The organism is Acinetobacter sp. V115_6 (genome assembly GCF_031799025.1).
Taxonomy (GTDB): Bacteria; Pseudomonadota; Gammaproteobacteria; order Pseudomonadales; family Moraxellaceae; genus Acinetobacter; species Acinetobacter pittii.
The window spans coordinates 1-26,868 of the sequence record NZ_JAVQNO010000002.1; the positions used below are offsets into that span (position 1 = coordinate 1).

Annotated in this window: 26 protein-coding genes and 1 pseudogene; 17 read left to right on the top strand and 10 right to left on the bottom strand. The window is 37.4% G+C overall.

Annotated elements, in window-relative coordinates; all coding sequences use genetic code 11:
* Positions 1 to 294 precede the first annotated feature (294 nt).
* Both RMA94_RS00295 and RMA94_RS00300 read right to left on the bottom strand, forming a co-directional pair.
* Positions 295 to 852 (bottom strand): peptidylprolyl isomerase, encoded by a 558-nt coding sequence (locus tag RMA94_RS00295; protein WP_311081408.1) that lies wholly within the window; start codon positions 850 to 852, stop codon positions 295 to 297.
* A gap of 158 nt (positions 853 to 1,010) precedes the next feature.
* Entirely contained in the window at positions 1,011 to 2,081 is a 1,071-nt protein-coding gene (locus RMA94_RS00300) for an alpha/beta hydrolase (protein WP_017399656.1), read from the bottom strand.
* A 210-nt stretch (positions 2,082 to 2,291) separates the two neighbouring features.
* Between RMA94_RS00300 and RMA94_RS00305 the strand changes: the two genes are divergently transcribed.
* Positions 2,292 to 2,618 carry a hypothetical protein gene (locus RMA94_RS00305; protein WP_017399657.1) on the top strand — a complete coding sequence of 109 codons (327 nt, stop codon included), beginning with the start codon at positions 2,292 to 2,294 and terminating at the stop codon, positions 2,616 to 2,618.
* A gap of 167 nt (positions 2,619 to 2,785) precedes the next feature.
* On the opposite strand, the gene RMA94_RS00310 is transcribed toward RMA94_RS00305, so the two are convergent.
* Together RMA94_RS00310 and RMA94_RS00315 are read right to left on the bottom strand one after the other, a co-directional pair.
* Positions 2,786 to 3,016 (bottom strand): hypothetical protein, encoded by a 231-nt coding sequence (locus RMA94_RS00310; protein ID WP_000733015.1) that lies wholly within the window; start codon positions 3,014 to 3,016, stop codon positions 2,786 to 2,788.
* A 391-nt stretch (positions 3,017 to 3,407) separates the two neighbouring features.
* Complete coding sequence (locus RMA94_RS00315; protein WP_075384087.1) at positions 3,408 to 4,274, bottom strand: MBL fold metallo-hydrolase; 867 nt, start codon at positions 4,272 to 4,274, stop codon at positions 3,408 to 3,410.
* A 107-nt stretch (positions 4,275 to 4,381) separates the two neighbouring features.
* On the opposite strand from RMA94_RS00315, the gene RMA94_RS00320 reads away from it, so the two are divergent.
* The 6 genes and pseudogenes from RMA94_RS00320 to RMA94_RS00345 all read left to right on the top strand — a co-directional run bounded on the left by RMA94_RS00320 (position 4,382) and on the right by RMA94_RS00345 (position 10,866).
* On the top strand, positions 4,382 to 5,275 hold the full coding sequence (locus RMA94_RS00320; RefSeq protein WP_238516033.1) for a LysR family transcriptional regulator: 894 nt from the start codon (positions 4,382 to 4,384) through the stop codon (positions 5,273 to 5,275).
* A 162-nt stretch (positions 5,276 to 5,437) separates the two neighbouring features.
* Positions 5,438 to 5,992 carry a nucleotide exchange factor GrpE gene (gene grpE / locus RMA94_RS00325; RefSeq protein ID WP_002115470.1) on the top strand — a complete coding sequence of 185 codons (555 nt, stop codon included), beginning with the start codon at positions 5,438 to 5,440 and terminating at the stop codon, positions 5,990 to 5,992.
* Positions 5,993 to 6,110: 118 nt separating this feature from the next.
* Positions 6,111 to 8,051 carry a molecular chaperone DnaK gene (gene dnaK, locus RMA94_RS00330; protein WP_002115449.1) on the top strand — a complete coding sequence of 647 codons (1,941 nt, stop codon included), beginning with the start codon at positions 6,111 to 6,113 and terminating at the stop codon, positions 8,049 to 8,051.
* Between the two features lie 329 nt (positions 8,052 to 8,380).
* Entirely contained in the window at positions 8,381 to 9,286 is a 906-nt protein-coding gene (locus RMA94_RS00335) for a matrixin family metalloprotease (protein ID WP_311081412.1), read from the top strand.
* Positions 9,287 to 9,423: 137 nt separating this feature from the next.
* Positions 9,424 to 10,390: pseudogene (locus RMA94_RS00340) on the top strand (M57 family metalloprotease).
* A 101-nt stretch (positions 10,391 to 10,491) separates the two neighbouring features.
* Complete coding sequence (locus RMA94_RS00345; RefSeq protein ID WP_014207668.1) at positions 10,492 to 10,866, top strand: hypothetical protein; 375 nt, start codon at positions 10,492 to 10,494, stop codon at positions 10,864 to 10,866.
* 63 nt (positions 10,867 to 10,929) lie between these two features.
* On the opposite strand, the gene RMA94_RS00350 is transcribed toward RMA94_RS00345, so the two are convergent.
* The 3 genes from RMA94_RS00350 to purE all read right to left on the bottom strand — a co-directional run bounded on the left by RMA94_RS00350 (position 10,930) and on the right by purE (position 14,557).
* Positions 10,930 to 12,222, bottom strand: a complete 1,293-nt coding sequence (locus RMA94_RS00350) for a lytic murein transglycosylase (RefSeq protein WP_311081413.1) — start codon at positions 12,220 to 12,222, stop codon at positions 10,930 to 10,932.
* Between the two features lie 688 nt (positions 12,223 to 12,910).
* Positions 12,911 to 14,032, bottom strand: a complete 1,122-nt coding sequence (locus tag RMA94_RS00355; protein ID WP_002115409.1) for a 5-(carboxyamino)imidazole ribonucleotide synthase — start codon at positions 14,030 to 14,032, stop codon at positions 12,911 to 12,913.
* A gap of 9 nt (positions 14,033 to 14,041) precedes the next feature.
* On the bottom strand, positions 14,042 to 14,557 hold the full coding sequence (purE, locus tag RMA94_RS00360) for a 5-(carboxyamino)imidazole ribonucleotide mutase (RefSeq protein ID WP_002115451.1): 516 nt from the start codon (positions 14,555 to 14,557) through the stop codon (positions 14,042 to 14,044).
* A 228-nt stretch (positions 14,558 to 14,785) separates the two neighbouring features.
* On the opposite strand from purE, the gene RMA94_RS00365 reads away from it, so the two are divergent.
* Complete coding sequence (locus tag RMA94_RS00365) at positions 14,786 to 15,244, top strand: hypothetical protein (protein WP_238517626.1); 459 nt, start codon at positions 14,786 to 14,788, stop codon at positions 15,242 to 15,244.
* A 70-nt stretch (positions 15,245 to 15,314) separates the two neighbouring features.
* On the opposite strand, the gene RMA94_RS00370 is transcribed toward RMA94_RS00365, so the two are convergent.
* Positions 15,315 to 15,677, bottom strand: coding sequence for a DMT family protein (locus RMA94_RS00370; protein WP_075384089.1), 363 nt, complete (start codon positions 15,675 to 15,677; stop codon positions 15,315 to 15,317).
* Between the two features lie 240 nt (positions 15,678 to 15,917).
* Here RMA94_RS00370 and mpl point away from each other — a divergent pair, with 240 nt between their 5' ends.
* A complete protein-coding gene (mpl, locus tag RMA94_RS00375; RefSeq protein WP_069030245.1) occupies positions 15,918 to 17,291 on the top strand; it encodes a UDP-N-acetylmuramate:L-alanyl-gamma-D-glutamyl-meso-diaminopimelate ligase in 1,374 nt (457 codons plus the stop codon).
* 67 nt (positions 17,292 to 17,358) lie between these two features.
* On the opposite strand, the gene RMA94_RS00380 is transcribed toward mpl, so the two are convergent.
* Positions 17,359 to 18,609 (bottom strand): low temperature requirement protein A, encoded by a 1,251-nt coding sequence (locus RMA94_RS00380; protein ID WP_014207673.1) that lies wholly within the window; start codon positions 18,607 to 18,609, stop codon positions 17,359 to 17,361.
* A gap of 135 nt (positions 18,610 to 18,744) precedes the next feature.
* Here RMA94_RS00380 and RMA94_RS00385 point away from each other — a divergent pair, with 135 nt between their 5' ends.
* The gene (locus tag RMA94_RS00385) at positions 18,745 to 19,341 is read left to right on the top strand and encodes an undecaprenyl-diphosphatase (RefSeq protein WP_005804895.1); all 597 of its coding nucleotides are present in this window, start codon (positions 18,745 to 18,747) and stop codon (positions 19,339 to 19,341) included.
* 318 nt (positions 19,342 to 19,659) lie between these two features.
* Positions 19,660 to 20,613: a TerC family protein gene (locus RMA94_RS00390; protein ID WP_025464217.1), complete on the top strand. Its 954-nt coding sequence runs from the start codon at positions 19,660 to 19,662 to the stop codon at positions 20,611 to 20,613.
* 51 nt (positions 20,614 to 20,664) lie between these two features.
* Here the strand turns inward: RMA94_RS00390 and RMA94_RS00395 are convergent, their stop codons facing one another.
* Positions 20,665 to 21,246: a nucleotidyltransferase family protein gene (locus RMA94_RS00395; RefSeq protein ID WP_069122187.1), complete on the bottom strand. Its 582-nt coding sequence runs from the start codon at positions 21,244 to 21,246 to the stop codon at positions 20,665 to 20,667.
* A 178-nt stretch (positions 21,247 to 21,424) separates the two neighbouring features.
* Between RMA94_RS00395 and RMA94_RS00400 the strand changes: the two genes are divergently transcribed.
* The 6 genes from RMA94_RS00400 to RMA94_RS00425 all read left to right on the top strand — a co-directional run bounded on the left by RMA94_RS00400 (position 21,425) and on the right by RMA94_RS00425 (position 26,868).
* Positions 21,425 to 21,790, top strand: a complete 366-nt coding sequence (locus tag RMA94_RS00400) for a hypothetical protein (RefSeq protein WP_311081421.1) — start codon at positions 21,425 to 21,427, stop codon at positions 21,788 to 21,790.
* Positions 21,791 to 21,811: 21 nt separating this feature from the next.
* Entirely contained in the window at positions 21,812 to 22,972 is a 1,161-nt protein-coding gene (locus RMA94_RS00405) for a glutathionylspermidine synthase family protein (protein ID WP_311081422.1), read from the top strand.
* 292 nt (positions 22,973 to 23,264) lie between these two features.
* The gene (locus RMA94_RS00410; RefSeq protein ID WP_311081423.1) at positions 23,265 to 24,320 is read left to right on the top strand and encodes an aromatic ring-hydroxylating dioxygenase subunit alpha; all 1,056 of its coding nucleotides are present in this window, start codon (positions 23,265 to 23,267) and stop codon (positions 24,318 to 24,320) included.
* A gap of 56 nt (positions 24,321 to 24,376) precedes the next feature.
* Positions 24,377 to 25,702 (top strand): guanine deaminase, encoded by a 1,326-nt coding sequence (gene guaD / locus RMA94_RS00415; RefSeq protein ID WP_057070383.1) that lies wholly within the window; start codon positions 24,377 to 24,379, stop codon positions 25,700 to 25,702.
* 214 nt (positions 25,703 to 25,916) lie between these two features.
* Positions 25,917 to 26,444, top strand: coding sequence for a hypoxanthine phosphoribosyltransferase (gene hpt, locus RMA94_RS00420; RefSeq protein WP_002115408.1), 528 nt, complete (start codon positions 25,917 to 25,919; stop codon positions 26,442 to 26,444).
* A 172-nt stretch (positions 26,445 to 26,616) separates the two neighbouring features.
* Positions 26,617 to 26,868 carry a GlsB/YeaQ/YmgE family stress response membrane protein gene (locus RMA94_RS00425; protein WP_130174275.1) on the top strand — a complete coding sequence of 84 codons (252 nt, stop codon included), beginning with the start codon at positions 26,617 to 26,619 and terminating at the stop codon, positions 26,866 to 26,868.

The window sequence follows — 26,868 nt, forward strand, 5'->3', positions numbered from 1 at the left end:
AATCAATCAATGAAAATTATTTCGATTAATCAATCAGTAAAAATCCACACAAGTTGTTCTTCAATTCTCTTAATGATTTTTCTGCTCTTCGCCAGAGACAGAATTCAACGCAATACTAAGCTTTCATCTTAACCCTGTAAGCTAAGATATTCTCGTGTATCGCGTCGGGATGAGTGCATTATAGGGAAAAAAAACTGGTACGCAAGCACTTTTATAAATATGCACGTTCGACCGATTCTTTTTCAGCCAAAAAAAATCTCAAAAATAAACAAATATATGATTTGTATGATTAATTTATTTTTGAAGAGTTTTAAACTTTATATCTACTATCTTTATAGCCTGTTTTGGTACGTTTTGATGCATGCCATAGTTTGATGTAGGGACCTGAACAATACGGTCAACCACTTCCATTCCTTTAATTACTTTTCCAAAAACTGCGTAACCCGCATTACCCGCAGAACGATTTAAAAAATTATTATCTGCAACGTTTATGAAAAACTGACTAGTAGCTGAGTCAGGATTTGCAGTACGAGCCATCGCCAACGTTCCGCGTGTGTTAGCAATTCCATTTCCAGCTTCATTTTTGATAGGTGCTCGCGTAGTCTTTTCCTGCATATTTGCAGCAAGTCCACCGCCCTGCACCATAAAACCAGGAATTACGCGGTGAAATATCGTATCTTTATAAAAGCCTGACTTTATATAGTCTTTAAAATTCTTCACACTGTTTGGTGCTTTATCATCATAAAGTTGTATTTCAATGTTGCCTAAATTTGTTTGCATTTCAACTAAAGTGTCCGCCCAGACTGAATGGCTGCTTATACCCAAACAACATAACATTAATAATTTTTTCATATTTTCCCTACAACAAAATGCAAAACTTAATGAAGGATAAATTTAATCATCTATATAAAAGAATTCTAGTGAGTATTTATTATCTTTTATTTAGTACTTTATATTTTAGATTTGAGTATTAGTCCACGTTCCACGTGAAACATGGACTAAACTTTTATTTAACTATTTTTATCCCAGAACTTTCTGAAGTTCTTACTGATCTCGATAGTATATCTTTTTGCCTTTTTAGAAATAGGTGTCAAATTTATAAAACCATGGGTTTGATCTGGATATTCTTCATAATGCATTTTGACGCCATTTTGTCTTAGCTTATAGCTATAAATTTTCGCTTCATCATGCAATACGTCATGACCAGCCGTAATCACGAAAGCTGGCGGGTTCTTTTTCAAATTACCATAGGTTGGAGAAATAATCGGATCGTCTAATTCTACATTATGCTGAGTTGCATAATATTGAGTGACATAATTAATATCGCTATCCGTCAAAACTAATCCTTCGTTATAAGCATAAAAAGAAGGATGTCGGCTTTTAAAATCAACTGTAGGGTAAATGAGAAGCTGTGCTTGTGGAGCATAAGGTTTGTTTACTGATCGTTGAGCCACAACCGTACTGATATTGCCGCCTGCACTATCCCCTGCTACAGCAATACGATTTTTTAATATTTTTAGTTGTCTGCGATTTTGATATACCCAAGCTAATGCATCTTCACATGATTGGATTAAATGTTGAGGTGAGACCTCAGGTGCAAGTGGATAATCAATACTGAGTACTTGTACTTTTGCATATTTTGCCAATATACGACAAACCTCATCATGAGTATCTAAACCACCTACAACGAACCCTCCCCCGTGATAGAAAACAATCAGAGGTAATTTTTTATTCGGTGAAGGATGATAGTGTCTTGCGAAAACAGTTCCACTTTGAAGCGGCAAACGAATGTCTTCTACTGAATCAATTTCAGTTGATTTCTGGCGTATAGCCAACATTTGTGTATCAAACTGCCGTCTAGATTCAATAGGATCTGAACCAATGAAACCAATACGTCCCTGTTTAATTTGTACGGCCATCATACATTTAGTAAACGAGTCGAGCTCTGGGTATTGGTAGGCATATCCAAGGATTTTGGCAAGTGATTCTTGAGCTAATCGAGGTAACTTATCAAGAGCTCGAGCAGCAGGCCCTTGGCCCTTATCTAGCAATGTTTGAATTTTTTGATTAAATGCTGTCATGCCTATCTCCATGAATTCCTCTTATCCTTCATATTTTCTACAGAATTCTTTGTTGTTTGACTATATTCGCATACAACTCATGTAATCAAGATACAAAGGTAAAAACCAATCTACGCTAATCTGATTTATAGCAAATGTCATTAACAAATCTGTCGTTTAAAACAGGACTTTTTTGCCAATTATTGTTAACAGACAAAAGGAGATTGTGCTATGTCAGCAAAACTAGTTGTTACTTTATTAGCAACCAGTCTTTTAACTGTAGGTTGTGTTGCTTATACAGATGATCCTTATTACCGCGGTGGTTATGGTTACCATGATCATGATGATGATCGCTATGACCGCAACGATGGACGTCGCTATAGTGACTGGGAACGAAAACGTTGGGAAGAGCGTAAGAGAATATACGAACAACAACGTAAGGATGCTCGCGAACAAGATAGAAATCGTCGTGAGTGGGAAAAAAGACACCGTGAATGGGAGAAGAAAAGATTAGAAGATCGTGATCACAATCATAGAGATTATCATGATGATGACTAAAATCTATTGGAATATGGAAGCCCCAAAGAAAAACTCTTGGGGCTTTTTTGTTGAGAAATCCACATTCTCTTGACTATAGAATAATGAGTAGCAGCTCATTTCATATATAAATCGGCATCTTGAATATATGTACTCTATAATCTTTTAACTGTTCTTATCGCTAAGAATTACTGAGCAGTTGCAGAACCTGAAACAGAACCAGAAGCACCAGCATCAACTTGACCTGGTTGTGCTTGACCAGAAACACCTGCATCTACACCAACACCAGCTTGTACGCCAGATGGGCTAGCGCTAGTTTGAGCTGAACCTGATGCATTTAAGCCAGCTTCAGATGCACAACCAACAGCTGTAAAAGCAACACCAGCAAGTACTACAGAGATAAGACCTAATTTTTTCATAATCACTTTCCTTTCATTACGACAAACATTTAAATGCAAAGTTCATCTTCGCGCTGCCTATAATTCACAATTTTTTTTTCTGGCGTGCGTATCATTGGTTGTCTTTTGTAGTAATAGAAGTACAAATTGTGCAATTTTTTATTAAAACCTCTTCCTTAGCCTCACCTCTACCTTTTATATAGAAGCTACAACTTAAGCTTTTGTTTATTTTTATCAATTTCTAATTTTTATCTTAGCCTTTTACTCTCGTTAAAAATTTTCTCTTCATAGAAACGCTATATAAGGTGCGTAGAATGTTACAGAGACTTTTTACTTGAAAATGCCTTATTTCATAAAAAAAGCCGGGGATAGACCACGGCTTTTTAGAAAATTTATGGTGTTTCGATTTTAATTATGGCCATTGCATCTCGCCTTTTACAACTTTTGCACCTAGCTCTAGGCTATCTACACTCTTTAATGTTGGATATTGTTTCTGCATGAGCTGACTTAGCTCACTCGCATTTTTACTTACTTTGACCGCTTTCTCATAGCTCTTGAGATAGTCGATAGAGAAGTTAACCGCATCCAAACCTTGTGGAGCTCCCTCAACCATATGAGCGGGAACAACAGTTTGAGGTTGGAGTGATTTAATACTTTCTAAAGCTTGAATCACTTCATTGCGATCTTTAACTTTTGGTGTATCTGCCATCCATAAATGAATACCTGAAGATACTGGAATACCGCCTACAACAGCTTTCGAAGAAGGAATCCATAAATAAGTAAGTTCTTTCTTACCTTTAATCTCGATTGACTCATTCTCTAGTTTTAAAGTTTTAGCAGCATAAGCTTGAGGCACAATAATTTGGCTAGGCGCATTTGCACCCATTTGTGGGCCCCAGTATTTTACTTTAAGCGCTTGAGTATCTTGGATATGTTTAACAGTTTCTGGTGTTGCAATGATTTGTACATTTGGGAAGTATTGTTTAAATACATCTAAGCCAAAGTAATAGTCCGGATCGCCATAACTTACGAAAATTGTCTTTAGTGTTTTACCGCTATCGAGAATATCGGCAGCAATACGTAATGCTTCAGATTTTGAGAATTGTGCATTCACCAACAGAACTTCTTTATCGCCTTCAATTAAAGTAGAAGTCACGCCGAAATGTTCGGGTTTAGCCAGAAAACTTTGGATCTTCAAATCTTGCGCAAAAGCTGAGGAAGCTACCGTTAAAGCAGTGGCAGTTGCTAGGGCTGAAGCAGTTAATTTAAAAAATTTCATTATGTATTCTCCAAATTCATGAGAAATACTTTAAATTGCAATTCTTGTAAGGTAAATGCACTAAATTAAGATAAACTGTTGCACATATTGTAACAATGATAAAGTATATGGACACATTAAAAGCCATACACGTCTTTGTTTCTATTGCTCAGCATGGCAATTTAACCAAAGCCGCAGAACACCTAAATTATTCCCGTGCCATGGTTTCACGCTATCTTGAGCACCTAGAGCACACATTCTCAACTCGACTATTTCAAAGAAATACACGAAAAATATCTCTCACACCAGCAGGTGAAAAAGCCCTACTCTACTGTGAGAATATTTTACAACAACAGCAACTTTTACAAGAGCTAGCTGCACCTGAACAACATAATGGTACGATTCGTTTTACCTGTGGTTTATTTTTATTTCAATTAGGGGTTGGAGAATGTATTCGCCAATTTAAACAGCAACATCCACATATTCAATTTGATGTATATCTGACTGAAAATACAATGGACTTAATTGATGCACAGGTCGATTTAGCTTTACGTATAACGCAAAAAGTTGCAGATGGTTTAATTGCGAGACCAGTTTGTCAAATCGAGTCTGTTTTCTGTGCTCATCCTGATTATTTAAAACAGCACAGTCCCCTCTCCCATCCAAGACAACTAATTCAACATGAATGTTTAGCTCACCATAGCCAACATCAATTTTGGACTCTTTTTGATAATGAACAGCAGCCTCAAAACTATCCTTTGAACGTTACCTTTAAAAGTAATGATGTAAATGCTGTTTATGACATGTGTATACATGCTCAAGGGGTAGCGATGCTACCTACTTTATTAGTTAAAAAAGATTTAAAAGAAAAACGATTAGTTCCTTTATTTAAAAACTTTTCAGCTCCTGAATTAAGTTTGTCGGTGGTATATGCTTCAAGGCAACATTTACCCAAAATAACGCAAGAATTTATTGCTTTTATGATCGAAAATTTAAATTTTTACTTAAAACCGCAAAATTAAAAGTTTTAAATTGCCGTGTACGCTTGAATTTTTAGGCAATGCCCATACTTCATCCCTATTAATGAATTACAGCATATGCATGGCAGTTCAGGTTTTACCCAGTAAATGCTGATGCCAAAAGGACTGTACATGTTTAAAAACCCATTTAAACGGAGATCATCAATGGCTAATGAGCAAAATGAGCAAGCTCAAGACATTCAACACGAGCAAGCAGAGCAATCTAATGAGCAAACTCAGGCTGAAGGTGTAGAGCAAGCAAACGACGTTACCGTTGAATCTTTACAAGCGCAAATCACCAAATTAGAAGAAAGCCTAAAACTTGAAAAAGCACGTACTGCGAATGCAGTTTACGAAGCACAAAAAAGTGTAGAGCGTATTCAACGTGAGTCTGACAAGCATAAAGAGACTGTGCTTGAAAAATTTGCAAAAGAATTACTAGATTCTGTTGATAATTTAGAGCGTGCAATTCAAGCAGCTGGCGATGAAGAAACACCAGTACTTGAAGGTATTAAACTAACCTTGAAGTCCCTGTTAACCACACTTGAAAAATTTGGTGTTGTAGAAGCTGATACAAAAAATGGCTTCAATGCGGATTTACATCAAGCTGTAGGTATTGACCCAAATGCTAAAGCGAATGAAATCGGTAGCGTTTTACAAAAGGGCTATACATTAAACGGTCGCTTATTGCGCCCTGCTATGGTTATGGTTGGTCAATAAATAATTTTTTGAGAGTTTTTAGATTTTTTTTCGCTAAAACGCTTGAAAAAAATAGATTCACTCTCATATCGGATAACAAGCAAAAACATTGCAAAAGAATTTTTGAGGAAAACGTCACATGGCAAAAATTATTGGTATTGACTTAGGTACTACCAACTCATGCGTTGCTGTACTTGAAGGCGATAAAGTAAAAGTAATCGAAAACGCTGAAGGCGCACGTACAACTCCATCGATCATTGCTTATAAAGATGGCGAGATCTTAGTAGGTCAAAGTGCTAAGCGTCAGGCAGTAACTAACCCGAAAAATACATTATTCGCTATTAAGCGTTTAATCGGTCGTCGTTATGAAGATCAAGCGGTACAAAAAGATATCGGTCTTGTACCTTATAAAATCATCAAAGCAGACAATGGCGATGCTTGGGTTGAAGTAAACGATAAAAAATTAGCGCCTCAACAGGTTTCTGCTGAAATCTTGAAAAAGATGAAAAAAACTGCAGAAGACTATTTAGGTGAAACAGTTACTGAAGCAGTTATTACTGTTCCTGCTTACTTTAACGATGCTCAACGTCAAGCAACTAAAGATGCGGGTAAAATCGCTGGTTTAGACGTTAAACGTATCATTAACGAACCAACTGCTGCTGCACTTGCGTTCGGTATGGACAAAAAAGAAGGCGACCGTAAAGTTGCAGTTTACGACTTAGGTGGTGGTACTTTTGACGTATCAATCATTGAAATCGCAGACCTTGATGGCGACCAACAAATCGAAGTGTTATCAACAAACGGTGATACTTTCCTTGGCGGTGAAGACTTTGATAACGCATTAATTGAATTCTTAGTTGAAGAATTTAAGAAAGAACAAAGTGTGAACTTGAAAAATGATCCACTTGCGTTACAACGTTTGAAAGAAGCTGCTGAAAAAGCAAAAATCGAGCTTTCTTCATCAAATGCAACTGAAATCAACCTTCCATACATCACTGCTGATGCAACTGGTCCTAAACATTTAGTGATCAATGTAACACGTGCGAAACTTGAAGGTTTAGTTGCTGATTTAGTTGCTCGTACAATTGAGCCTTGTAAAATCGCACTTAAAGATGCTGGTCTTTCGACTTCTGACATCTCTGACGTGATCTTGGTTGGTGGTCAGTCTCGTATGCCACTTGTACAACAAAAAGTACAAGAATTCTTTGGCAAAGAGCCACGTAAAGACGTGAACCCTGACGAAGCTGTTGCAATCGGTGCTGCGATTCAAGGTGCTGTATTGTCTGGTGACAAAACTGACGTTCTTTTATTAGACGTAACACCATTAACTTTAGGTATTGAAACAATGGGTGGTGTATTAACACCAATCATTGAGAAAAACACGACGATTCCTGCGAAGAAATCACAAGTGTTCTCTACTGCTGCTGACAACCAGCCTGCTGTAGACATTTCAGTTTACCAAGGTGAACGTAAGATGGCTCAACAAAACAAATTGTTGGGTAACTTCCAATTAGGCGATATTCCACCTGCTCCACGTGGTGTGCCACAAATTGAAGTATCTTTCGACATCAATGCTGATGGTATCTTGAAAGTATCTGCTAAAGATAAGAGCACTGGTAAAGAGCAATCGATCCAGATTAAAGCGAACTCAGGTTTGTCTGATGCTGAAATCGAAGCAATGATTAAAGATGCTGAAGCGAATGCTGAAGAAGATCGTAAGTTTGAAGAACTTGCAAAAGCGCGTAACGAAGCTGATGCATTAATTTCAAGCTCGAACAAAGCTGTTAAAGATCTTGGTGATAAAGTTACTGAAGATGAAAAAACAGCTGTAAGCACTGCCGTTTCTGAACTTGAAGCAGCAACAAAAGAAAATGATGTAGAAGATATCAAAGCGAAAACTGAAGCTTTACAAAACATCTTGATGCCTATCACTCAACGTGCTTATGAACAAGCGCAACAAGCTGGTGGTGCTGAAGGCTTTGATCCAAATGCATTCCAAGGTGGTGATGCGGGTCAACAAAAAGCAGATGATGGTGTTGTAGACGCTGAGTTCACTGAAGTTAAAGATGACAAAAAATAATTTGTTTCTTTAATAAAAAACCGTGCTTAGGCGCGGTTTTTTATTGTTTACAAAAAGTAACAATAAGTTTTTTAATGATATTATTCAAATATTTCTGTCAGAAAGATCAATGATAAAAACTAAACATTTAATTTTAAATAATATTTTTTTGTTAAAAAACCACTGTTATTTACTACATTAATTATTTGATTATTGCCAAGTCTGAGAACATCTTTTTTAATTTTTCGACCAATATCACAAACCTCACCTAATCTATTGAGATTTTTATCGTTTTGACGAATTAAATTAAGTAGCTAACAATAAGATTTATTTATATTTTTTATTTTGCCATGAAAAAATTTCTATGGTGGGGATTGAGCTTATGCTTATGCATGGGCTTACAAACAACACTTTTTGCTCAAAGCAATCTGCCAATTAATTCATCTCATCAGCCTTTAAAATACCGAATTGCTTTTATTGATCCACGATTTCAACTTACTAAAGAACAATTAGTCGAGGTAAGTCAGCAAGCTGCTGAAATCTGGCAAAAAGAAACTGGGAAGACCTATTTTATTTATGATTCACAAGCTCAATTGTCAATTAACTTAATCTATGATGATCATCAAATGCTTAAAGATGAACAACAAAACAATTTGGATGCACTTTTGCAAAAGCAGGAAGCTTGGCACATTAAAAATGAAGAAATTGTTCTAAACAAACAGCAAGTTGCTCAACTATTAACTGATTTGAACAAGAAAAAGGCCAATCTAAAAGCGGAGTTTGAACAATATCAACAAGAGGTAACGCGCTTTAATCAAGGAGAACAGCAGTACTCTAGTGCCAATAATTTAAAAGAATGGCAAAAACAACTAAAGCAAAAATCGGAAGATTTACAAAATGAATCCAACACTCTAAATCTTAAGATTCAATCACTTAACTTAAAAATTAAAGAGCTAAATCGAGAGCAAAGTGATTTAAGCGCTTTAAAAACACAATTCAAACTAGAGCAGAAAACTAGTATTCAAACCTTCCATAAAGGTTTATTCAGTCAAAACCAAATCCAGATTTACGGCTATGCTTCTTTAAATGACTTACGTTTGACCCTTGCTCATGAGTTCGGCCATGCATTAGGACTAAAACATACTACTGATCCTAAATCATTAATGTATCCACGGTTAAAAGAGCAAGATATTCATAACTTTAAACTAACAGATTCAGATTTAGATTTATTAAGTTCAATTTATAGACCAAATTAAGGAAAAATCGTTAAAGTTAAATGATTAAAAAAACTAAATAAAACGGAATATATTAAATTTTTTCTAAAAAATAATTTGGCATTTGGTAAAAAATAATGAGACTAAAGTCTCATTTATTTTCCTGATTTGTACGTTTTTTGATTGATTTTTCATTTTATATTCTTATAATACGTTTTTTTAAAATCTCCCCCTTCTATTATGCGTTTAACATCTTTGTTATTAGGCGTAGCCTTTGCTTTTTCTAATTTTCAGGCTAATGCTAATCTTGCAACTCCAGCACATACTCAAATCCAGCAAAAAACAGGTCAACATTTGACTTATAAAATTGCTGATATTGATCCACGTTTTGGTTTAAGCCAAGACCAATTAATTCAAATTAGTCAACAAGCTGCGGACATTTGGAAACAAGGTACTGGACAGGATTATTTTACTTATGATCCAAATGCAAAGTTAGAAATTCGTTTAGTTTACGATAATAGTCAAAGCCGTTCTGAACAGCGTCAAAAAATTGCAGCTCAGTTCCAACAAGAACAGCAACGTGTAATTGATGAACAGCAACAAATTAAGCAATTGAAGCAAACTCTTGGTCAAACTCAGTCTGAGCTTGAAAATAAGAAGCAGATTTTGAATGGCAAATTGAAAAATCTTGACCAACTAATGATGCAGCTTAACCAAGGCAAATTAGCACCTGAATACAGCGCTAAATCTTTGGCTAAAACTCAGAAAGATTTGCAAAAACAAACTGTTGCTTTAAAGAAAGAAATTGCTGCATATAATCAGCAAGCTAAAGACTTAAATGTCAAAGTTACTCATTTTAATCAGATTAATAATGAGTTTAATAATTCATTGAACCAATTTAAGCAAAATGCTCAAGCGGATGTCTTTAAAAAAGGTATCTATAACGGCAAACAAATTGTGATTTATGAGTTTAAATCTATTGATGACTTACGTTTAACCATTGCTCATGAGTTAGGACATGCACTTGGTTTAAAACATAGTGATCAACCAAATGCATTGATGTACTCAGTACGTAAAGATGGTGACAAAAAAATCACTGGACTTACGGATGCTGACCGTGATCTATTAAGTGCTTTACCTCAATAATTAAGAGCTTGATATAAAATGATGTATCTATTTCTATATAGATACATCGAAATTGGTATCAAAGTCATGTTATTGTGGTCATAAGAGCTAACGAAAATAGAATGGAGATCAAGATGAGTTATTATCATATCCTGATTGAAGTAAATGATCATATCAGCACAATTGAACAGACACGAGATATTGAACTGTTTGATATTATTGAAATTAAACCATACCTCCATTCTATTTTAATTCCCTTTTTCAATGAGCATGAAATCGAGCTTGAGGATGAAAATATCGAATATAAAGATATTCTCCATCTTGAAGTAAAACAGACTCTGTTACCGATTGAACATTTAATTGAAGAAGAGCAAAAGCAATTACCAAGTGATACTGATGTCACGATCACTGCGTATGAAATCTTTAATGATCGTGATTTAAGCCAAGATGTTACGTCAGTTATTTTTGATATTTTGGAAGCAGTTAAATTAGAGTGATTATCTTATATATGTACCTATAAAAAAGGTCTGCATGAGCAGACCTTTTTTATTATTTCCAGTTTATTGCATCATTTTTTGAGCTTGTTCTTGACGGAATGCACGTAAAATTTGCTGCCCTGCCCGTCCTGTTGGATTTAAACCTAAACGAGTCTGCTCCTGACGAATAGCTACGCGGGTTTTATCTCCAATAAGACCGTCAACTGCACCAATATCATAGCCACGATTAATCAAAAACTGTTGGATTTCACGACGTTCTGCACGTGAAGTTCCCGGATCATCAGTTGGCCAAGATGCAACAAATGGCCCAGCACCTTTTAAACGATCAGATAAATGTGCAATCGCAAGTCCATAGCTTTCCGCAGCGTTATAGCTGTAGATAGCATCAAAATTCTTAAATACTAAAAATACTGGACCATTTACACCTGCAGGTGCCATTAAACCCGCTGAAGTATTGCCAGATAAAGCCCCTTGAACAAGTGGAGAACCATCAATTCGGGTCACCCCTCGTGCACTCCAGCTACTTAAAGCTTTCTTTGAACGTCGCCCTTCTCCATCAATTGACATACCTTGGGGAACTTTGACTTCAAAACCCCACGGCATTCCTGCTTGCCAACCTGCTTTATTTAAGAAATTAGCAGTTGAAGCCAGTGCATCAGCTGTACTCGACACTAAATCTCGACGACCATCTCCATCAAAATCAACAGCTAAACGTTCATAAGTAGATGGCATAAATTGAGTATGACCAAATGCCCCAGCCCATGAACCTTTCAGTTGATCTTCGGTTAAATCACCACGTTGTAAAATACGCATAGTGGCAAAAAACTCAGTGCGGAAATAACTTTGTCGACGCCCTTCGCAACTTAAAGTGCCGAGTGCTTGTAATAAAGGATATTTACCAGAAATATCACCAAAATTACTTTCGACACCCCACACTGCTATAATTGTTTCCGGCGGCACACCGTAGGTTTGAGAAGCACGGTTTAAAACATCTCGATGTTGCGCCAGTTTTTGTTTACCTAGCTCAACGCGCTCTTCATCAACTAGACCAGAAAGATAATCCCAAATTGGTGTCGAAAATTCTGGTTGATAGTTTAATTTATCAATAACTGAATAATCTGGGGTCAAGTTTTGGGTATAACGATCATAAGTTGTACCCGATACTCCAGCAGCAATTGCTTGAGAACGTAAATTTGCCAAACAGCTTTGGAAATTATTATTAGGCGTATAATCTTCACTCGTCACTACTGGAACAGTAGCACTGCTAGATATTGTAGAACCATTAATTACGAGCTCTGCTTGAGCCTGAGTCATCGCTAAAAATACAGAGCCAACAATACAAGAAAAACGTCGCATATTATCCTAGTTCGATTTTTAAATTTAAATTTGTAAGTACCATACCATTATGAGTCCAAAATTTCAGAGAGAAAACGTAAATTTGAATTCATAATCTCTACTTTAAATTCATTTCCCATGTTTTAAATTCAAATTTTCTACTTTATTTTTGAATTTAAAATTCTCCAGATCCAAATTATTAGTTTTGAATTTAAAACCAATACTCAAGTTTAAATTCAAAAGGACTTCTTTAAATTTAAAAATAAAAAACCTTCTTTATTGTGGATAACTTTATCCACAACAGAGCAAAAAACCTTCTATTTCTTAATCCTATTCTATATCACCTTATTATTTATTACAGGTTGGAGCCAATCACCACAGAAATCCATATTTTTTAAATTTAAAGATTAGCCAAAAATTTTAAATTCAAAACCTCATACCAATAGACTTCTATTTTTGAATTTAAAAAGACACATCCAGCTCTCTCATTTAAATTTAAAAATACTTTTGTGGATAACTAATTTTAAATTCAAAAACAACCAAGACAGTTATTTGTAGTTTTAAATTCAAATTGCAGCAACTTTTTTAAATTCAAAAGCTCCACTTAAAGTTATCCACAACCCTAAAATATACCTGTTCTATTATTTTTTAAATTTAAAAGATAAAAAAAGCGATCCAAAGATCGCTTTTTAGAGAATTAAAAATACTTTTAGAGGGTCATATCTGCTGTTAAAGCGAGTGGTTCTGGCAAAATTTCCGCCAATTGACGGCATAAATTCGTCAATTCATTACTATCCACAGGCATTAAAGTGATATGGCCTAATTTGCGGCCAGCACGTTCTGACTTGTTATAAAGATGCAGATGAGCACCATTTAAGGCAAGTACATCCTCAGTTTTAGGATGTTGACCAATAATATTGATCATAACCGTTGGGCGAACAACTTCTGTTGAGCCTAATGGTAATCCTGCAACAGCTCGAATATGGTTTTCAAACTGAGAACAAACAGCACCTTCAATTGACCAGTGGCCTGAGTTATGCACACGTGGTGCCATCTCATTTGCACATAAACCTTGTTCTGTCACAAATAGCTCTAGAGTTAACACACCTACATAGTTAAGGTGATTCAACAAACGAGTAATGTAGTCTTGAGCAACGGGTTGCAAAGCTTCACTATTCGGTGCAGGAACAATTGAATGCGATAAAATACCATTATGATGATGGTTTTCAGCCAGTGGCCAAGTTTTTACTTCACCATTTTGGCCGCGCACTGCAATAATTGAAACTTCACGAGAGAATTTAACAAAGCTTTCGGCAACTAGACTTTTTGCAGGACCAAGTTCAGCCCAAGCAGTATCAATCTGGTCTTCTGAACGAAGTACAAACTGACCTTTGCCGTCATATCCACCAGTTGCAGTCTTAAGCACGATCGGTAAACCAAGCTCAGCCACAGCCTTTTTCAAGCTTTCTAAGCTATCTACAGCACGATACGGCGCAACAGGAATAGTAAGCTCATCAAACAATGCTTTTTCTGACAAACGATTTTGCGCAGTTGCTAAAGCAACACGGGGAGGGTGCAATGTTTTAGTTTGTGTCAAAACATCAACATCTTCAACTGGCGTATTTTCAAATTCAAGACTGAAAACATCAGCACTTTCAATAAACTGCTTTAAACCTTGCTCATCTTGGCTAGAAAAGACCTGGCCTAAAACACCTGCAGGACAATCTGTATTTGCTTCAAAAAAAGTACATTGAATATTTAATGGTAACGCTGCTTGAGCCATCATACGGCCCAGTTGCCCACCACCAAAAATACCGATAGTTTTATCCATCTCAGCCTCTTACACCTGACCCGGAATATTTTTGCTTGCAACTTTATCAGTTTGCGCAGCACGGAAATCAGCAACATTTTTCGCGATTTCAGGACGAGTTAAACCTAAGATTTGTGCAGCCATAATTGCCGCATTCGTTGCACCAGCTGGACCAATCGCTAAAGTACCCACTGCAATACCTGCTGGCATTTGTACAATTGAAAGCAAAGAGTCTACGCCATTTAAAATTGATGATTTAACTGGCACACCTAAAACAGGTAAATCAGTTTTTGCGGCACACATTCCAGGTAAATGCGCTGCACCGCCTGCACCAGCAATAATCACTTGAATACCGCGATCACGTGCAGTTTCTGCATATTCAAATAAACGATCTGGAGTACGATGAGCAGATACCACTTCCGCTTCAAATGGGACACCAAGCTGTTTAAGCATATTGGCTGTGTTTTCGAGAGTTGCCCAATCAGATTGAGAACCCATAATAATTCCAACGAGAGGTTGAGCGTCTTGTGCTGCGGCCGCATTCATTGCTAATGTTCCAGAGACAAAAGTAAAAGAAGATAAATCTCGACGAGAGCCAAGTTTTAAATGGTTCGGAAGCCCATTATTATAGACTGATTTTTCATCTCACGAAAATTTAACTGACCAGCTCTGTGAATATTTTTAATATCATCAAAAAATGTCATGGTTTAACAGTGACACATTCTCAATTTTTATTAATATAACGCGCTTAATCAAATCAATAAGAGCTTAATAATGAAAAAATTTCTTGGAGTCCTAACACTCACACTTTGCACAACAACGAGTTACGCGGCTTTAGTAAATTTAAACATCGATGAATTTCAAAAAACCATTAAAACTTTAAATAAAGAAAAAGGTTATAACGGAGAAATCAAAAGTGGAGCATTAACTGGTAAAGTCCAAGAGAAATTTATTGTTACTGGAACATCTGCTACTGATGAGAGAGAACCAGTTCTGATGACTGGTTATTATCTTGGAGCAACTGAGGTAGGAAATTTATATTCAATTACTGAATATCGCATTTACTGTGACGATCACACCTATGGTTTTGCCATGTCTAATTTTGAGCCTGATGGCGCCTTAAGTTTAACTACAACAGACAGTAATTATGCTTTTGACTATGAAGACCCAACGCCAAGAGATCAGCAATTTTCTAAAATTCTAAAAAAAGCATGTAAGTATTCAACTAAATAAATAGTTATGTCTACTAACTATGGCTTGTTATTAAATAGAATAAATCATTTAATTCACAAGCCATAGGAGCTTACTGGCTTCTAAATACGAAATAAACACAACCAAATAGGCATAACATCGCCCATAAGTAATCGAGTTTAAAGGGTTGCTTAAACAAGAAAATCATAAAAGGTACAAACACTACCAATGTAACCACTTCCTGAGTGATCTTCATTTCACCGAGTAACCAGCCTTGCGCGCTTAACATACGAGTGGCTGGAATCATAAAACTGTATTCAAGTAAGGCAATAATCCAACCGAATAGAATCGCTTGCCAAAGTGGAGCGTGGTGCAAAAATTTAAGATGCCCATACCATGCAAGTGTCATAAAGCAGTTAGAAATAATTAATAGCGTAAAAGCTAAAACCGTTGGGCTCAAAGGCACATCCTTCATCATCACGATGATTTAAGTATTTTAACGATACAAAACATTATAAAAGATAAAACTGTAATTCAGCTTAAATCTAAAAAATAAAGCTGTAGTTTTATCAGGGCCTCAATCACATAGAACAACAACGATTTTTGACTATCTTTTCGAGTTTAGCCTTGCTATCGTTGCTGGCAAATTTATCAATAATGCACACACAGCAATTCATTTTAATGTTGTGTACAAAAGCAGTGGAGAAGGCGAGCAATGCATCTGCATATCTTGGGTATTTGTGGCACTTTTATGGGCTCTTTAGCACTTTTAGCTCGTGATTTAGGACATAAGGTAACCGGTTCCGATTTAAACGTTTACCCACCGATGTCTACCCAGTTAGAAAATGCAGGCATTACACTCATGCAAGGCTATGACCGTAGTCATTTACAGCCTCATCCAGATTTAGTCATTGTCGGCAATGCCATGAAACGTGGTATTGATGCTGTCGAATACATGCTAAACGAAGGCCTGCCATATATTTCTGGTCCACAGTTCCTTGCAGATCATGTTTTACAAGGTAAACATGTACTTGGTGTAGCAGGTACTCACGGAAAAACAACAACTACAACTATGTTGGCTTGGGTACTTGATCAGGCTGGTTTAAATCCGGGCTTTTTAATTGGTGGTGTTCCACTTGGTTTTAGTGAAAGTGCTCGTTTAGGCGGTGGTAAATACTTCTGTGTTGAAGCCGATGAATATGACTCTGCTTTTTTTGATAAGCGTTCTAAGTTTGTTCATTATCATCCAAAAACGGCGATTTTAAATAACCTTGAATTTGACCATGCCGATATTTTTGATGACCTAGCAGCGATTCAAAAGCAGTTCCATCATCTTGTGCGTACCATTCCAAGTGAAGGCCGTATTATTGCGCCAATTACTGAAACGCATATTGATGAAGTGCTTGAAATGGGTTGCTGGACACCAGTAATTCGTACAAGTCTAGAAGCGAATGAAAAAGCTGCTCTCTCTGCCGAACTCATTTCAATTGATGGCAGCCATTTTAAAGTACTCGAAAATGGCAATGTCGTTGGCGAAGTGAAATGGAGCATGACAGGGCAACATAGTGTAGCGAATGCTTTGGCAACAATTGCAGCTGCTCAACATGTAGGTGTTACGCTTGAACAAGCTTGTGAAGCTTTGTCTAACTTTGGCGGTGTGAAACGTCGTATGGAGTTACTCGGCACAGTCAATGGCATTGAGGTTTATGACGACTTCGCGCACCATCCAACAGCAATTGACACAACTTTAGATGGCGCACGCAAACGCTTAGGTGAACGCCGTTTATGGGCCATTATTGAACCACGTTCAAACACGATGCGTATGGGCAGTCACAAAGATGGCTTGGCACATTCAGCACGCTTAGCAGACGAAGTGATCTGGTATCAGCCAGAAGGCTTAGATTGGGATTTACAACCTGTGATTGAAGCTGCTTCTAACCATGCTCAAGTGAGCCGTTCACTTGATGAAATTATTGAGCGTATTGTCAATGAAGCAGGTGAGGGCGATGCCATTGTGATTATGTCTAATGGTGGCTTCGGTGGCTTACATCAAAAATTAATGAGCGCATTAAAAGCAAAAGCTGCTTAAATTTCGCTTTAGATGATTCAATAAAAAATGGGTTTCAAATTGAAACCCATTTTTTTATCAGTGACTTTTAAAGCTTTTCTGGCTCTATATTGGCCATAAATTTATTAGAGACCATTAAACGTAAACTATAGACAATGCCCATCGCAAAAACGCTATATCCCACGTTATTACAAATAAACGGAATACATAAAATAATGAGCGCTGTGATTGGATAAAACCATTTCGTGATTCCAGATAAGCATTGGAACTCATAAAGTATCCAAATACAGGTGGTATAAAGCACCACACTCACCGCAACAACTATTCCCATATATAAATCAGAAATATGCGCATGATGGGTTGTAACATCCACGGCAGCAGCAAGCGCAGCACCTACTGCAGCAATACTGACAAAAACAAAATAATGACCATATCCCCAAACAAATGGGCGTACACCTTTTACATGATGGTGTTGTTCGCTACGGTCAAAATAAGCCCACCACATCGCAAACATTAACATCAATCCACCGACCATTAAGAAAATAGCAGGGATATTCATTGACTGAGCGGCTAAAGCATCACGTATGGCATTAAAACTACCGACAATCGACTCACCCAACACAATAATTGTGAGTAGGGCATAACGTTCTACAATATGATGAGGATGCCACGGCGTTGGTGAATATTTTTCTGCATAGATTGGAACAAATAACTCCACTACAACCAGAAATAAAAATAGAGGTATTGAAAGTACATGAGCAAAGTTAGCCACAAGCCAGCCAATTTGTACTAAGACTATACCTATTGCATAGCGATAAGCCGTAACTCGCCGTTCAGGATCATGTTTTGCTGCTCTGAGCCACTGAGTCACTAAGGCCATGCGCATGATCACATAACCGATAATGATTACATCAAAATCCTGACTACGAAATACATCAGGGATACCCGCTGCCATGACCAATGACCCTACAATCTGTACAAAGGTAAGGCACCGATACAATGCATCATCGTTATCGTAAGCCGAAGCAAACCATGAAAAATTCATCCATGCCCACCACAGCGCAAAAAATACCATCAGGTAGCTTGGTAATGCATGCCAGAGGTGATTTTCAATAATTGCATGATGTAACTGCTGACCCGCTGTTGCAATCGCGACCACAAAAATTAAATCGAACAATAATTCGAGTGGAGTCGCTGCTCTATGCTGCTGATCAGGATCTCTTGGGGATAGGGGCCTCAAGCTTAATTTTTTCTGTTTTTCTTGAGTAGTCATAAAATAACGTTCTCGAATAAAGTGCCAACACGTTAACACTTTAATATTAACGTCCAGAACACGCATTAAAAATTATCTAGACCTGCTGTTTAATCTTTACTCACAAACAAACTATATTTCATTTTTGTGACAATTCTTTATCAAGACCTTAAGCTTAATTCTTTATCATAGCTCACGTTTTTGTTCTTGTTTGGAATATGAATGTCTTTAGAAACACTCAACCTTAGCTTATTCCATGTGATTAATGGGGCTCAGGATGCGAGTCAATTTATCATTCGTCTTGCTATCTTTTTTGCTAATGATCTCCTCTATATTCTCTTATTCATCCTTACATTTTTATGGTTTTATGGCGATCAAGATTTAAAAAATAGGGTCATTAAATCTGTCTTTTTAACCTGCGTATCACTTTTAGTCGGTTACGTTATTTCTCTGTTTTACCATCACGCAAGACCGTTTGTAATGGGTGTGGGTACGACTTTTATTGAACATGCGCCAACAGCATCTTTTCCAAGTAATCATATGCTGATTTTCAGCACCATTGCTTTATCTTATTTGTTTGCTCAGCGCAAAATAATTGGAATCATTCTGTTATTTTTATCATTTGTAGTGGCGTGGTCACGTATTTATTTAGGTGTGCATTTCCCTTTAGACATGTTAGGGGCTTTTATTGTCGCACTACTAGTCAATACAGCAGGTTATTACTTCTGGAATGCTTACGGTACAAGTTTGACCGCATTCTGTATTCACCTTTATCAAATTATATGCAAACCACTTTTAGACCGCGGTTTGATTAAATAACCTATAGATCTTTTTGGCATTCATACCACGACTTTAAGTTCAGTTGCGTAATACAAAAAAATCTGCCATTCTATGTCGACTTGGATATGTTTTATCCAAAACAGAATTTAGTTTGACAAGGGGAGTAGCCTCCTCCAAACATAACAGCAATGTTATGTGTCAGATATCGTCAATACACTTTTATTAAAAAGTCGGTATCTGAGCATCGTGAAATTCATGGTGTAGGCAAGACCTTGATCATGTTGATACAGATGTTTAATTCATCTGGCAACTGGTCGAGGTTTTTTTATGCCCAATTGCCGGATGTATGGAGGATTTATGGAATCGATCGGCAATTTATGGCTGTACATAGCATTCTTTGGCATAGTCATTGTGATGCTCCTGATTGACTTTTTAGGCTTTAAGCAAAAGCAAGGTCAGGATGTCTCAATTAAGCAAGCTGCTTACTGGAGTGTGGCGTGGGTAAGCGTCGCAGCCCTATTTGGTGGTGGTTTATGGCTTTACCTACAACAAACAGTTGGGGTGACCTTAGCAAACCAAAAAACTATGGAATACTTTGCGGGTTACTTACTCGAAAAGTCCCTCGCAATTGACAACGTTTTCGTCTGGTTAATGATTTTCGCAGCGTTTGCTATTCCAGCTGCACTACAACGTAAAATTTTGCTCTACGGCGTATTAGGTGCCATCGTACTGCGTACCCTCTTTATTTTTATTGGTGCATGGTTCGTTCAAGAGTTTTCTTGGGTACTTTATATCTTCGGTGCGTTCTTGGTATATACAGGCTTTAAGTTCTTAAAAGGCCAAGATGAAGAGACCAATATTGAAGATATCAAGCTCTTAAAATGGTTACGTAACCATATGCGTATTACACCACAGCTTGAAGGTGACAAATTCTTTGTACGTCAAAACGGTTTATTGTGGGCAACGCCGTTATTTCTAGTTTTGATTCTGGTTGAAGCTTCGGACGTGATTTTCGCAGTAGATTCTATTCCTGCTATTTTCGCGGTAACTAGCGACCCGTTTATTGTTTTAACAGCGAACTTAATGGCAATTTTAGGTTTACGCGCAATGTTCTTTTTACTTGCTGGCGCTGCAACTAAATTGCATTACTTGCCATACGGCTTAGGCATCATTTTATTGTTCATTGGTGCGAAAATGTTGTTGCTTGATGTATTCCACATGCCAATCTGGATCTCGTTAAGCTTTATCGTAATAGTGTTAGCAATCACTGCTTACCTTTCTCTACGTCATAATAAGCGACAAATCTCATAGAATCTTTATTTGAATAATATTAAAGGGCTTTCATAGAAAGCCCTTTTTAACTTAGGAATTGACTATTTTTAATTTTGGCCATTGTTGTAACCAATTTTTGCTTTCTACACGATTTTTGAAAGTCTGATAGCTAACTAAAGCTGAATTCCAACGTAGATTCAATTCAAATAAATCTGATAAGCCAAAAGGTGCAATTATTTCTAAATTGCCGAAAGTATCGAAACGTATTGCTACAGCTGTTGCTGTTTCTGACCATAATGATAATGCTTCCTCAATCGAAGTTAATGGCTGAATTTTTTCACCATTATCTTTACGGTACCATGTATGTACCAAAGCCTGATTAACAACATCCCAATCTTGATTTGGAAATTTGCTTTTTAAATCACTTTGCAATTCTTTTTGATAACTATCATCATATTCATTAGCATTATAATAAATCACATCCATATCACTTGTATTTAAATCATAAGTTTTACCATGTAAATATGACCAAACAGTGTTTCTCACAGCACCAGCACTTAAATAAACTTTTGGATGCAATTGAGAAATAATAGATAATATCTTTAATAAACAAGGAGATTTCATTACCAAATCAATAAAATCTTGTTGATAATTATTATATATATTTGTCATATTTTAAAGAATACTAAAGTTATCCACCATGTAATAGTACATAGAAGCTCTGTACTTTAAAAGCGCTGATCAATATCATATGCCAACTTAAAATTTATCTTTCCTAATCAGAAACATAATAGATAACAGCTATTCGGTATTTTATGCCGAACATACTTATTAAAATGTGTGGAGTCTCATGCGTTCTAAAAAAATTAATCTTGTCGTTGTCCCTCTATTACTCACGGCATGTAGCCATAATGATGGTCCTTTAGTACAAGACGTATATAACAACCAATATGACTGTGCTCGCGACTGGAATAATGAAACATGTAAACAAGAAAATAGCTCCAGTGGACATGGTTCTAGCTATATTGGTAATCGCTATTTAGGTCCTGCGTATTATCGAAATAATCGGGAAGTTTCTTTTCGCGGCAATACCTTACATCCTTACAGCAATTTGAGTGTAGGCCGACCAGTTATTTCAAGCACAGCGAAAAGCGCGTCTTCTTCATCCCCAATTCGTGGTGGTTTTGGCCGTAGCGGTTTTTCTTTCGGCGGCTAAGTCTTTAGGCATTCACTTAATATGAAAAGAAAAATATTTACTCCACGACCAGACTGGCGAGTGGAGCATCAAAATATTGGTTTTGATTATTTTAATTTACCTTCTCTTGATGGCTCAATTTACTGGTCTGAAGGAGTTGCTTATGAGTTTACCCTTAAGGAGATTGAACAACTGGAAGATGCGGCAAATGAACTGCATCAGATGTGTTTATCGGTAGTAGGAGAACTCATTCAACGGGGCGACTATCCTGCTTATTTTCAAATTCCAGAAACAGCTATAAACCATATTGAACATTCATGGAAACAAAATGCCCCCATGCTGTATGGCCGCTTCGATTTCGCTTACGATGGGCGAAATATCAAAATGCTGGAATATAATGCCGACACGCCGACTGGCTTACTCGAAGCCTCTGTCGCGCAGTGGCTGTGGATAGAACAAGTCTCAGGCATTGCAAACCGAGATCAATTCAATAGTATTCATGAAGACCTGATTAAACGCTGGAAAACAATTTTACCGCGTGCTAGCCATGTGCATTTTGCTGCTTGTCAGGAAGCGGGAAGAGAAGACTGGGGCAATCTAGAGTATTTGATGGATACTGCCTATCAAGCTCATCTACAAGTTTCCGAGCTTTCTATGGAAAACATAGGTTGGAACGGGCATGACTTTGTCGATCTTCATAATCAGCCCATTCAAAACATATTTAAGCTCTACCCATGGGAATGGATCTGGGAAGAAGCCTTTTCTCAATATATCCATCCACAAACACAGTGGATTGAACCTTGCTGGAAAATGTTACTTTCAAATAAAGCGATTTTGGTTGAGCTTTGGAAGCGTTATCCAAACCATCCATTGTTGGTCGAAACCCATACCTATGACCCGCAACAAGCGTTGTCTGGCAAATGGGTGAAAAAGCCGATTTTGGCAAGGGAAGGGGCCAATATTCGAGTTTTACAAGACGGCCATGACCAAGGCGCGGCTTCTGGTAGCTTTTATTTTGATGACTATGACAAATACGGTTATGTCGTACAGAAATGGGTAGATACCCCATTATTTTCAGGGCAACTACCTACACTCGGTTTATGGATGGTTGGACATCAATGTTCAGGCATGTCTATTCGTGAAGATTGCTATGACATTATTGGTAATGATGCTCACTTTGCAGCACATTATTTTGTCGAGTAATAAGTACCTAGAGGTATTTTAAAAAGCACTTTTTAGGTGCTTTTTTATTATGCCTTCCACGTGGTCAATCAGTGCATTTTAAATATATAGCGAATAATAATTTTTGGTTTTTAAAGCTAAATTAGAACAAAAATTCAAAAATATAATGACTTAATATTATGTAATTTAATAATTTTATTCTTATTTCTTCAATTAAAAATCAATATTGGCAAGCTCTTTGCATCTCCTAAAAAGAAAAAAGCCTAGATTTTAAGGGCTCGTGAGAGCCCTGATTTTTTTAAGGAGTGATGCCATGAATGCGATTCCAACTTTAACGCCCCTTGCCATGCCGTGTAACAGCAGTTTTGAAGCAAAAGATTGGGAAATTTTATCTACTCACTGGTATCCCGTCGCACGTACTCAAGATGTCTCTACTGCACCTCAACGAGTCACGCTACTAGACGTCAATATGGCGTTATATAAAACAGAAAGTGGGGAAATTCATCTGGTTCGAGATATTTGCCCACATCGTGGGGTGCCATTAACCAAAGGTTGGGTGGATGGTGAGGAGATTGTCTGTCCTTATCATGGTCTACGCTATAACACCGAAGGGAAATGTACCCAAATACCAGCTCAGCCCGAACTAACTAAAATTTCTGATCGTTTTTCTCTGACCAAATTTCCAGTTGTACAAAGATATGGTCTCATTTGGACCAGTATTCATGGTCGTGATATTGCTAAAGCCAATATTCCTATATTAGATACTTGGGACCACGCAGAGCATCAATCAATTTTACCGCCTTTCGTCGATATTGGTGGTTCTAGTGGACGTCAACTTGAAGGGTTTATTGATGTCGCTCATTTTGCGTGGGTACATCACAATGCCTTTGCGAATCGCGATAATCCCATCGTCCCTAAATATCACACTGAACGTACCGACTATGGCTTAAAAACGGTCTATATCAGTAATGTCAGTAATTATCCACATGAACTAAAACATCTCGAGCCAGAAGGCTTTTTGTGGAAGCGCACTTTTGAGGTTTATCCACCATTTTCTGCCGTACTTACTGTCGATTTTCCAGAAGGTGGGGTCTTAAAAATTTTGAATGCCTGTTGTCCTATTTCAATCAATAAAACCCGTTTATTTGTTCCACTCACCCGTAACTTTGACCAAACAGGCGATTTAGAAAAGGTATATGCATTTAATGCCCAAATTTTTGCCGAAGACCAAGATATGGTCGAATCACAAAAGCCAGAAGAACTGCCGCTTGATTTAATGATGGAAGCACATTTTGAAGCAGACCGTTCATCAACAACTTATCGACGGATTTTGGCTGAATGGGGACTAAGTAAACGTTATACCGTTTAAATATTGGCTAACTGGGGTACAATCAATCGAAAAAAGTGAAAATATAAAGGCTTTCCATGTCATTGATCGCAAATACCACCGTTGTGCGTGGTCGTTTTTTAGATATCCAGCAAACCGTCTCTGAGCCAACAGATATTCCAAATCAAGTGCGCTATTTGGAAGATGGTGTATTGGTTAGTGAACATGGAAAAATCAAATGGTTTGGTGCATGGGAAGACGCTCAGACGCATCTACCTGCTGGGGTTGAGATTCAACATTATCCAGAACAATTGATTGTACCCGGCTTTATTGATACCCATATTCACTTCCCGCAAACCGAAATGGTTGGAGCATACGGCGAACAACTTTTAAGCTGGCTCAATACTTATACTTTCCCAACTGAAATTCAATTTCAGGACAAAGCATATGCAAGTGAAATTGCCCAGTTCTTTGTTCAAGAGCTACTGAAACACGGTACAACCACAGCACTGGTTTTCTGTACGGTTCATCCTGAGTCTGTTGATGCCTTATTTGAAGCCGCAGAACACGTTCAGATGCGTTTAATTGCTGGTAAGGTACTCATGGACCGCCATGCACCTGAAGCGCTTTGTGATACGCCAGAAACAGCTTACAGCGACACCAAAGCACTGATTGAGAAATGGCATGGTAAGGGCCGTGCTCTCTATGCGATTACTCCACGTTTTGCACCAACGTCTACACCTGAACAGCTAGAAAGAGCAGGGCAGTTAAAACAAGAATTTCCAGATGTGTATGTCCATACCCATTTAAGTGAAAACAAAGATGAAATCGCTTGGGTGAAATCTTTATTTCCAGAACAAGCAGGCTATTTAGATGTTTATCAACATTATGGCCTGACTGGTAAACGTTCTGTATTTGCTCATTGCGTTCACTTAGAAGATCAAGAATGGCAATGTATGCATGATACACAATCGGCTATTGCATTTTGCCCAACGTCAAACCTGTTCTTAGGCAGTGGTTTATTTCCACTGAAAAAAACTTGGGAAAAACAAGTGAAAGTAGGCTTGGGTACAGATATCGGTGCTGGTACATCATTTAGTTTGCTGCAAACCGTTAACGAGGCTTATAAGGTTCAGCAGTTACAAGGTGATAAACTTTCAGCTTATGAAGCGCTCTATCATGCAACTTTAGGTGGAGCAAAAGCGCTTGATTTACAAGATCAGTTAGGCAACTTCAATGTCGGTAAAGAAGCAGACTTTGTGGTACTGAATCTCAAGCCAACAGCATTACAGGAACTTCGCCAGTCTAAATCCAAATCTGTTGAAGATTCACTGTTTGCATTATTCACTTTAGGTGATGACCGTAATATTGAGGCGACTTATATTTATGGAAACCGTGCTTATCAAAAAGAAACAGCCAAATAAAAAAGGCATTGTTAAGTTTTTGTTATTATTTGGAATATGCGCTCTTGCATTAAAGCGTGATCGACATAATCCGCAAAATGATAAAATTTCACAGCCATCAAAGGGTGCATGAAACGTCATTTTGCTTTAAAATTTTACCATTAACTCAGATTTTCGAGGTGTTGCAGGTCAACACCTTTTTTATTTTTTCTTTTATATCTTGTAGGAATCTGCCATGACTGTTGCAATGAGCATCATGATTTCAACCGAAGAAATTCAAGCAAAAGTCAAAGAGCTCGGCGAGCAAATTAACGCTCACTATGCAAATAGTGATAAAGAATTAGTTCTTATTGGACTACTTCGTGGTTCTGTTATTTTCATGGCAGACTTGTGCCGTACAATTACCAAACCGCATGAACTCGACTTCATGACAGTGTCTAGCTACGGCGGCGGTACGACTTCAAGTCGAGATGTTAAAATCTTAAAAGATCTTGACGGTGAAATTCGCGGTAAAGATGTATTGGTGGTTGAAGACATTATCGACTCAGGCAATACCTTAAGCAAAGTCGTTGAAATGTTGCAAACTCGCGAGCCAAATTCGATTCAACTCTGCACATTAGTGAGTAAACCATCTCGCCGTGAAATTGATCTTGAAGTGAAATTTTTAGGTTTTGAAGTTGAAGACAGATTCATTGTGGGTTACGGCTTAGACTACGATCAAAAATATCGCCACTTGCCATTTATTGGTGAAATTGGTTTATAAATTTCAGAGAAATAGCACCGCAAGGTGCTATTTTTTTATATAAAGCCTTAGCTTTGAACAAAAAAGACACAAAAAGTCGCAATCTGCTACAGACAAAATAGACAGCTCTACCGCACGATAGAATATGAAGCAAAATCATTAACTTCACCAAAAAAACAACTGGAGAACAAATATGTGGTCACTTATTGTTGCTATTGTGGTTGGTTTCTTTGCTGGTTTAATCGCTCGTGCCTTACATCCTGGCGATGATAAAGCAGGTTTTATCATAACAACCCTCATCGGTATTGCAGGTTCACTTTTAGCTACCTATGGCGGAAGATTACTGGGGCTTTACGGAGAAAATTCAGTTGCTGGATTTATCGCATCCGTTATTGGTGCTGTGATTATTCTCTTTCTTTACAACTTGATTGCACGAAAAAGTTAA

What these genes read in the sequence shown, in the direction of transcription:
- guaD (WP_057070383.1), top strand. Translation starts at nt 24,377, where the DNA reads ATGTCATTGATCGCAAATACCACCGTTGTGCGTGGTCGTTTTTTAGAT.
- RMA94_RS00390 (WP_025464217.1), top strand. Translation starts at nt 19,660, where the DNA reads ATGGAATCGATCGGCAATTTATGGCTGTACATAGCATTCTTTGGCATA.
- RMA94_RS00395 (WP_069122187.1), bottom strand. Translation starts at nt 21,246, where the DNA reads ATGACAAATATATATAATAATTATCAACAAGATTTTATTGATTTGGTA.
- RMA94_RS00310 (WP_000733015.1), bottom strand. Translation starts at nt 3,016, where the DNA reads ATGAAAAAATTAGGTCTTATCTCTGTAGTACTTGCTGGTGTTGCTTTT.
- RMA94_RS00305 (WP_017399657.1), top strand. Translation starts at nt 2,292, where the DNA reads ATGTCAGCAAAACTAGTTGTTACTTTATTAGCAACCAGTCTTTTAACT.
- RMA94_RS00355 (WP_002115409.1), bottom strand. Translation starts at nt 14,032, where the DNA reads ATGGATAAAACTATCGGTATTTTTGGTGGTGGGCAACTGGGCCGTATG.
- RMA94_RS00335 (WP_311081412.1), top strand. Translation starts at nt 8,381, where the DNA reads ATGAAAAAATTTCTATGGTGGGGATTGAGCTTATGCTTATGCATGGGC.
- RMA94_RS00425 (WP_130174275.1), top strand. Translation starts at nt 26,617, where the DNA reads ATGTGGTCACTTATTGTTGCTATTGTGGTTGGTTTCTTTGCTGGTTTA.
- RMA94_RS00400 (WP_311081421.1), top strand. Translation starts at nt 21,425, where the DNA reads ATGCGTTCTAAAAAAATTAATCTTGTCGTTGTCCCTCTATTACTCACG.
- RMA94_RS00405 (WP_311081422.1), top strand. Translation starts at nt 21,812, where the DNA reads ATGAAAAGAAAAATATTTACTCCACGACCAGACTGGCGAGTGGAGCAT.
- RMA94_RS00315 (WP_075384087.1), bottom strand. Translation starts at nt 4,274, where the DNA reads ATGAAATTTTTTAAATTAACTGCTTCAGCCCTAGCAACTGCCACTGCT.
- RMA94_RS00370 (WP_075384089.1), bottom strand. Translation starts at nt 15,677, where the DNA reads ATGAAGGATGTGCCTTTGAGCCCAACGGTTTTAGCTTTTACGCTATTA.
- RMA94_RS00300 (WP_017399656.1), bottom strand. Translation starts at nt 2,081, where the DNA reads ATGACAGCATTTAATCAAAAAATTCAAACATTGCTAGATAAGGGCCAA.
- RMA94_RS00345 (WP_014207668.1), top strand. Translation starts at nt 10,492, where the DNA reads ATGGAGATCAAGATGAGTTATTATCATATCCTGATTGAAGTAAATGAT.
- dnaK (WP_002115449.1), top strand. Translation starts at nt 6,111, where the DNA reads ATGGCAAAAATTATTGGTATTGACTTAGGTACTACCAACTCATGCGTT.
- RMA94_RS00385 (WP_005804895.1), top strand. Translation starts at nt 18,745, where the DNA reads ATGTCTTTAGAAACACTCAACCTTAGCTTATTCCATGTGATTAATGGG.
- mpl (WP_069030245.1), top strand. Translation starts at nt 15,918, where the DNA reads ATGCATCTGCATATCTTGGGTATTTGTGGCACTTTTATGGGCTCTTTA.
- purE (WP_002115451.1), bottom strand. Translation starts at nt 14,557, where the DNA reads ATGAATGCGGCCGCAGCACAAGACGCTCAACCTCTCGTTGGAATTATT.
- RMA94_RS00410 (WP_311081423.1), top strand. Translation starts at nt 23,265, where the DNA reads ATGAATGCGATTCCAACTTTAACGCCCCTTGCCATGCCGTGTAACAGC.
- hpt (WP_002115408.1), top strand. Translation starts at nt 25,917, where the DNA reads ATGACTGTTGCAATGAGCATCATGATTTCAACCGAAGAAATTCAAGCA.
- RMA94_RS00365 (WP_238517626.1), top strand. Translation starts at nt 14,786, where the DNA reads ATGAAAAAATTTCTTGGAGTCCTAACACTCACACTTTGCACAACAACG.
- RMA94_RS00320 (WP_238516033.1), top strand. Translation starts at nt 4,382, where the DNA reads ATGGACACATTAAAAGCCATACACGTCTTTGTTTCTATTGCTCAGCAT.
- RMA94_RS00380 (WP_014207673.1), bottom strand. Translation starts at nt 18,609, where the DNA reads ATGCGTGTTCTGGACGTTAATATTAAAGTGTTAACGTGTTGGCACTTT.
- RMA94_RS00350 (WP_311081413.1), bottom strand. Translation starts at nt 12,222, where the DNA reads ATGCGACGTTTTTCTTGTATTGTTGGCTCTGTATTTTTAGCGATGACT.
- RMA94_RS00295 (WP_311081408.1), bottom strand. Translation starts at nt 852, where the DNA reads ATGAAAAAATTATTAATGTTATGTTGTTTGGGTATAAGCAGCCATTCA.
- grpE (WP_002115470.1), top strand. Translation starts at nt 5,438, where the DNA reads ATGGCTAATGAGCAAAATGAGCAAGCTCAAGACATTCAACACGAGCAA.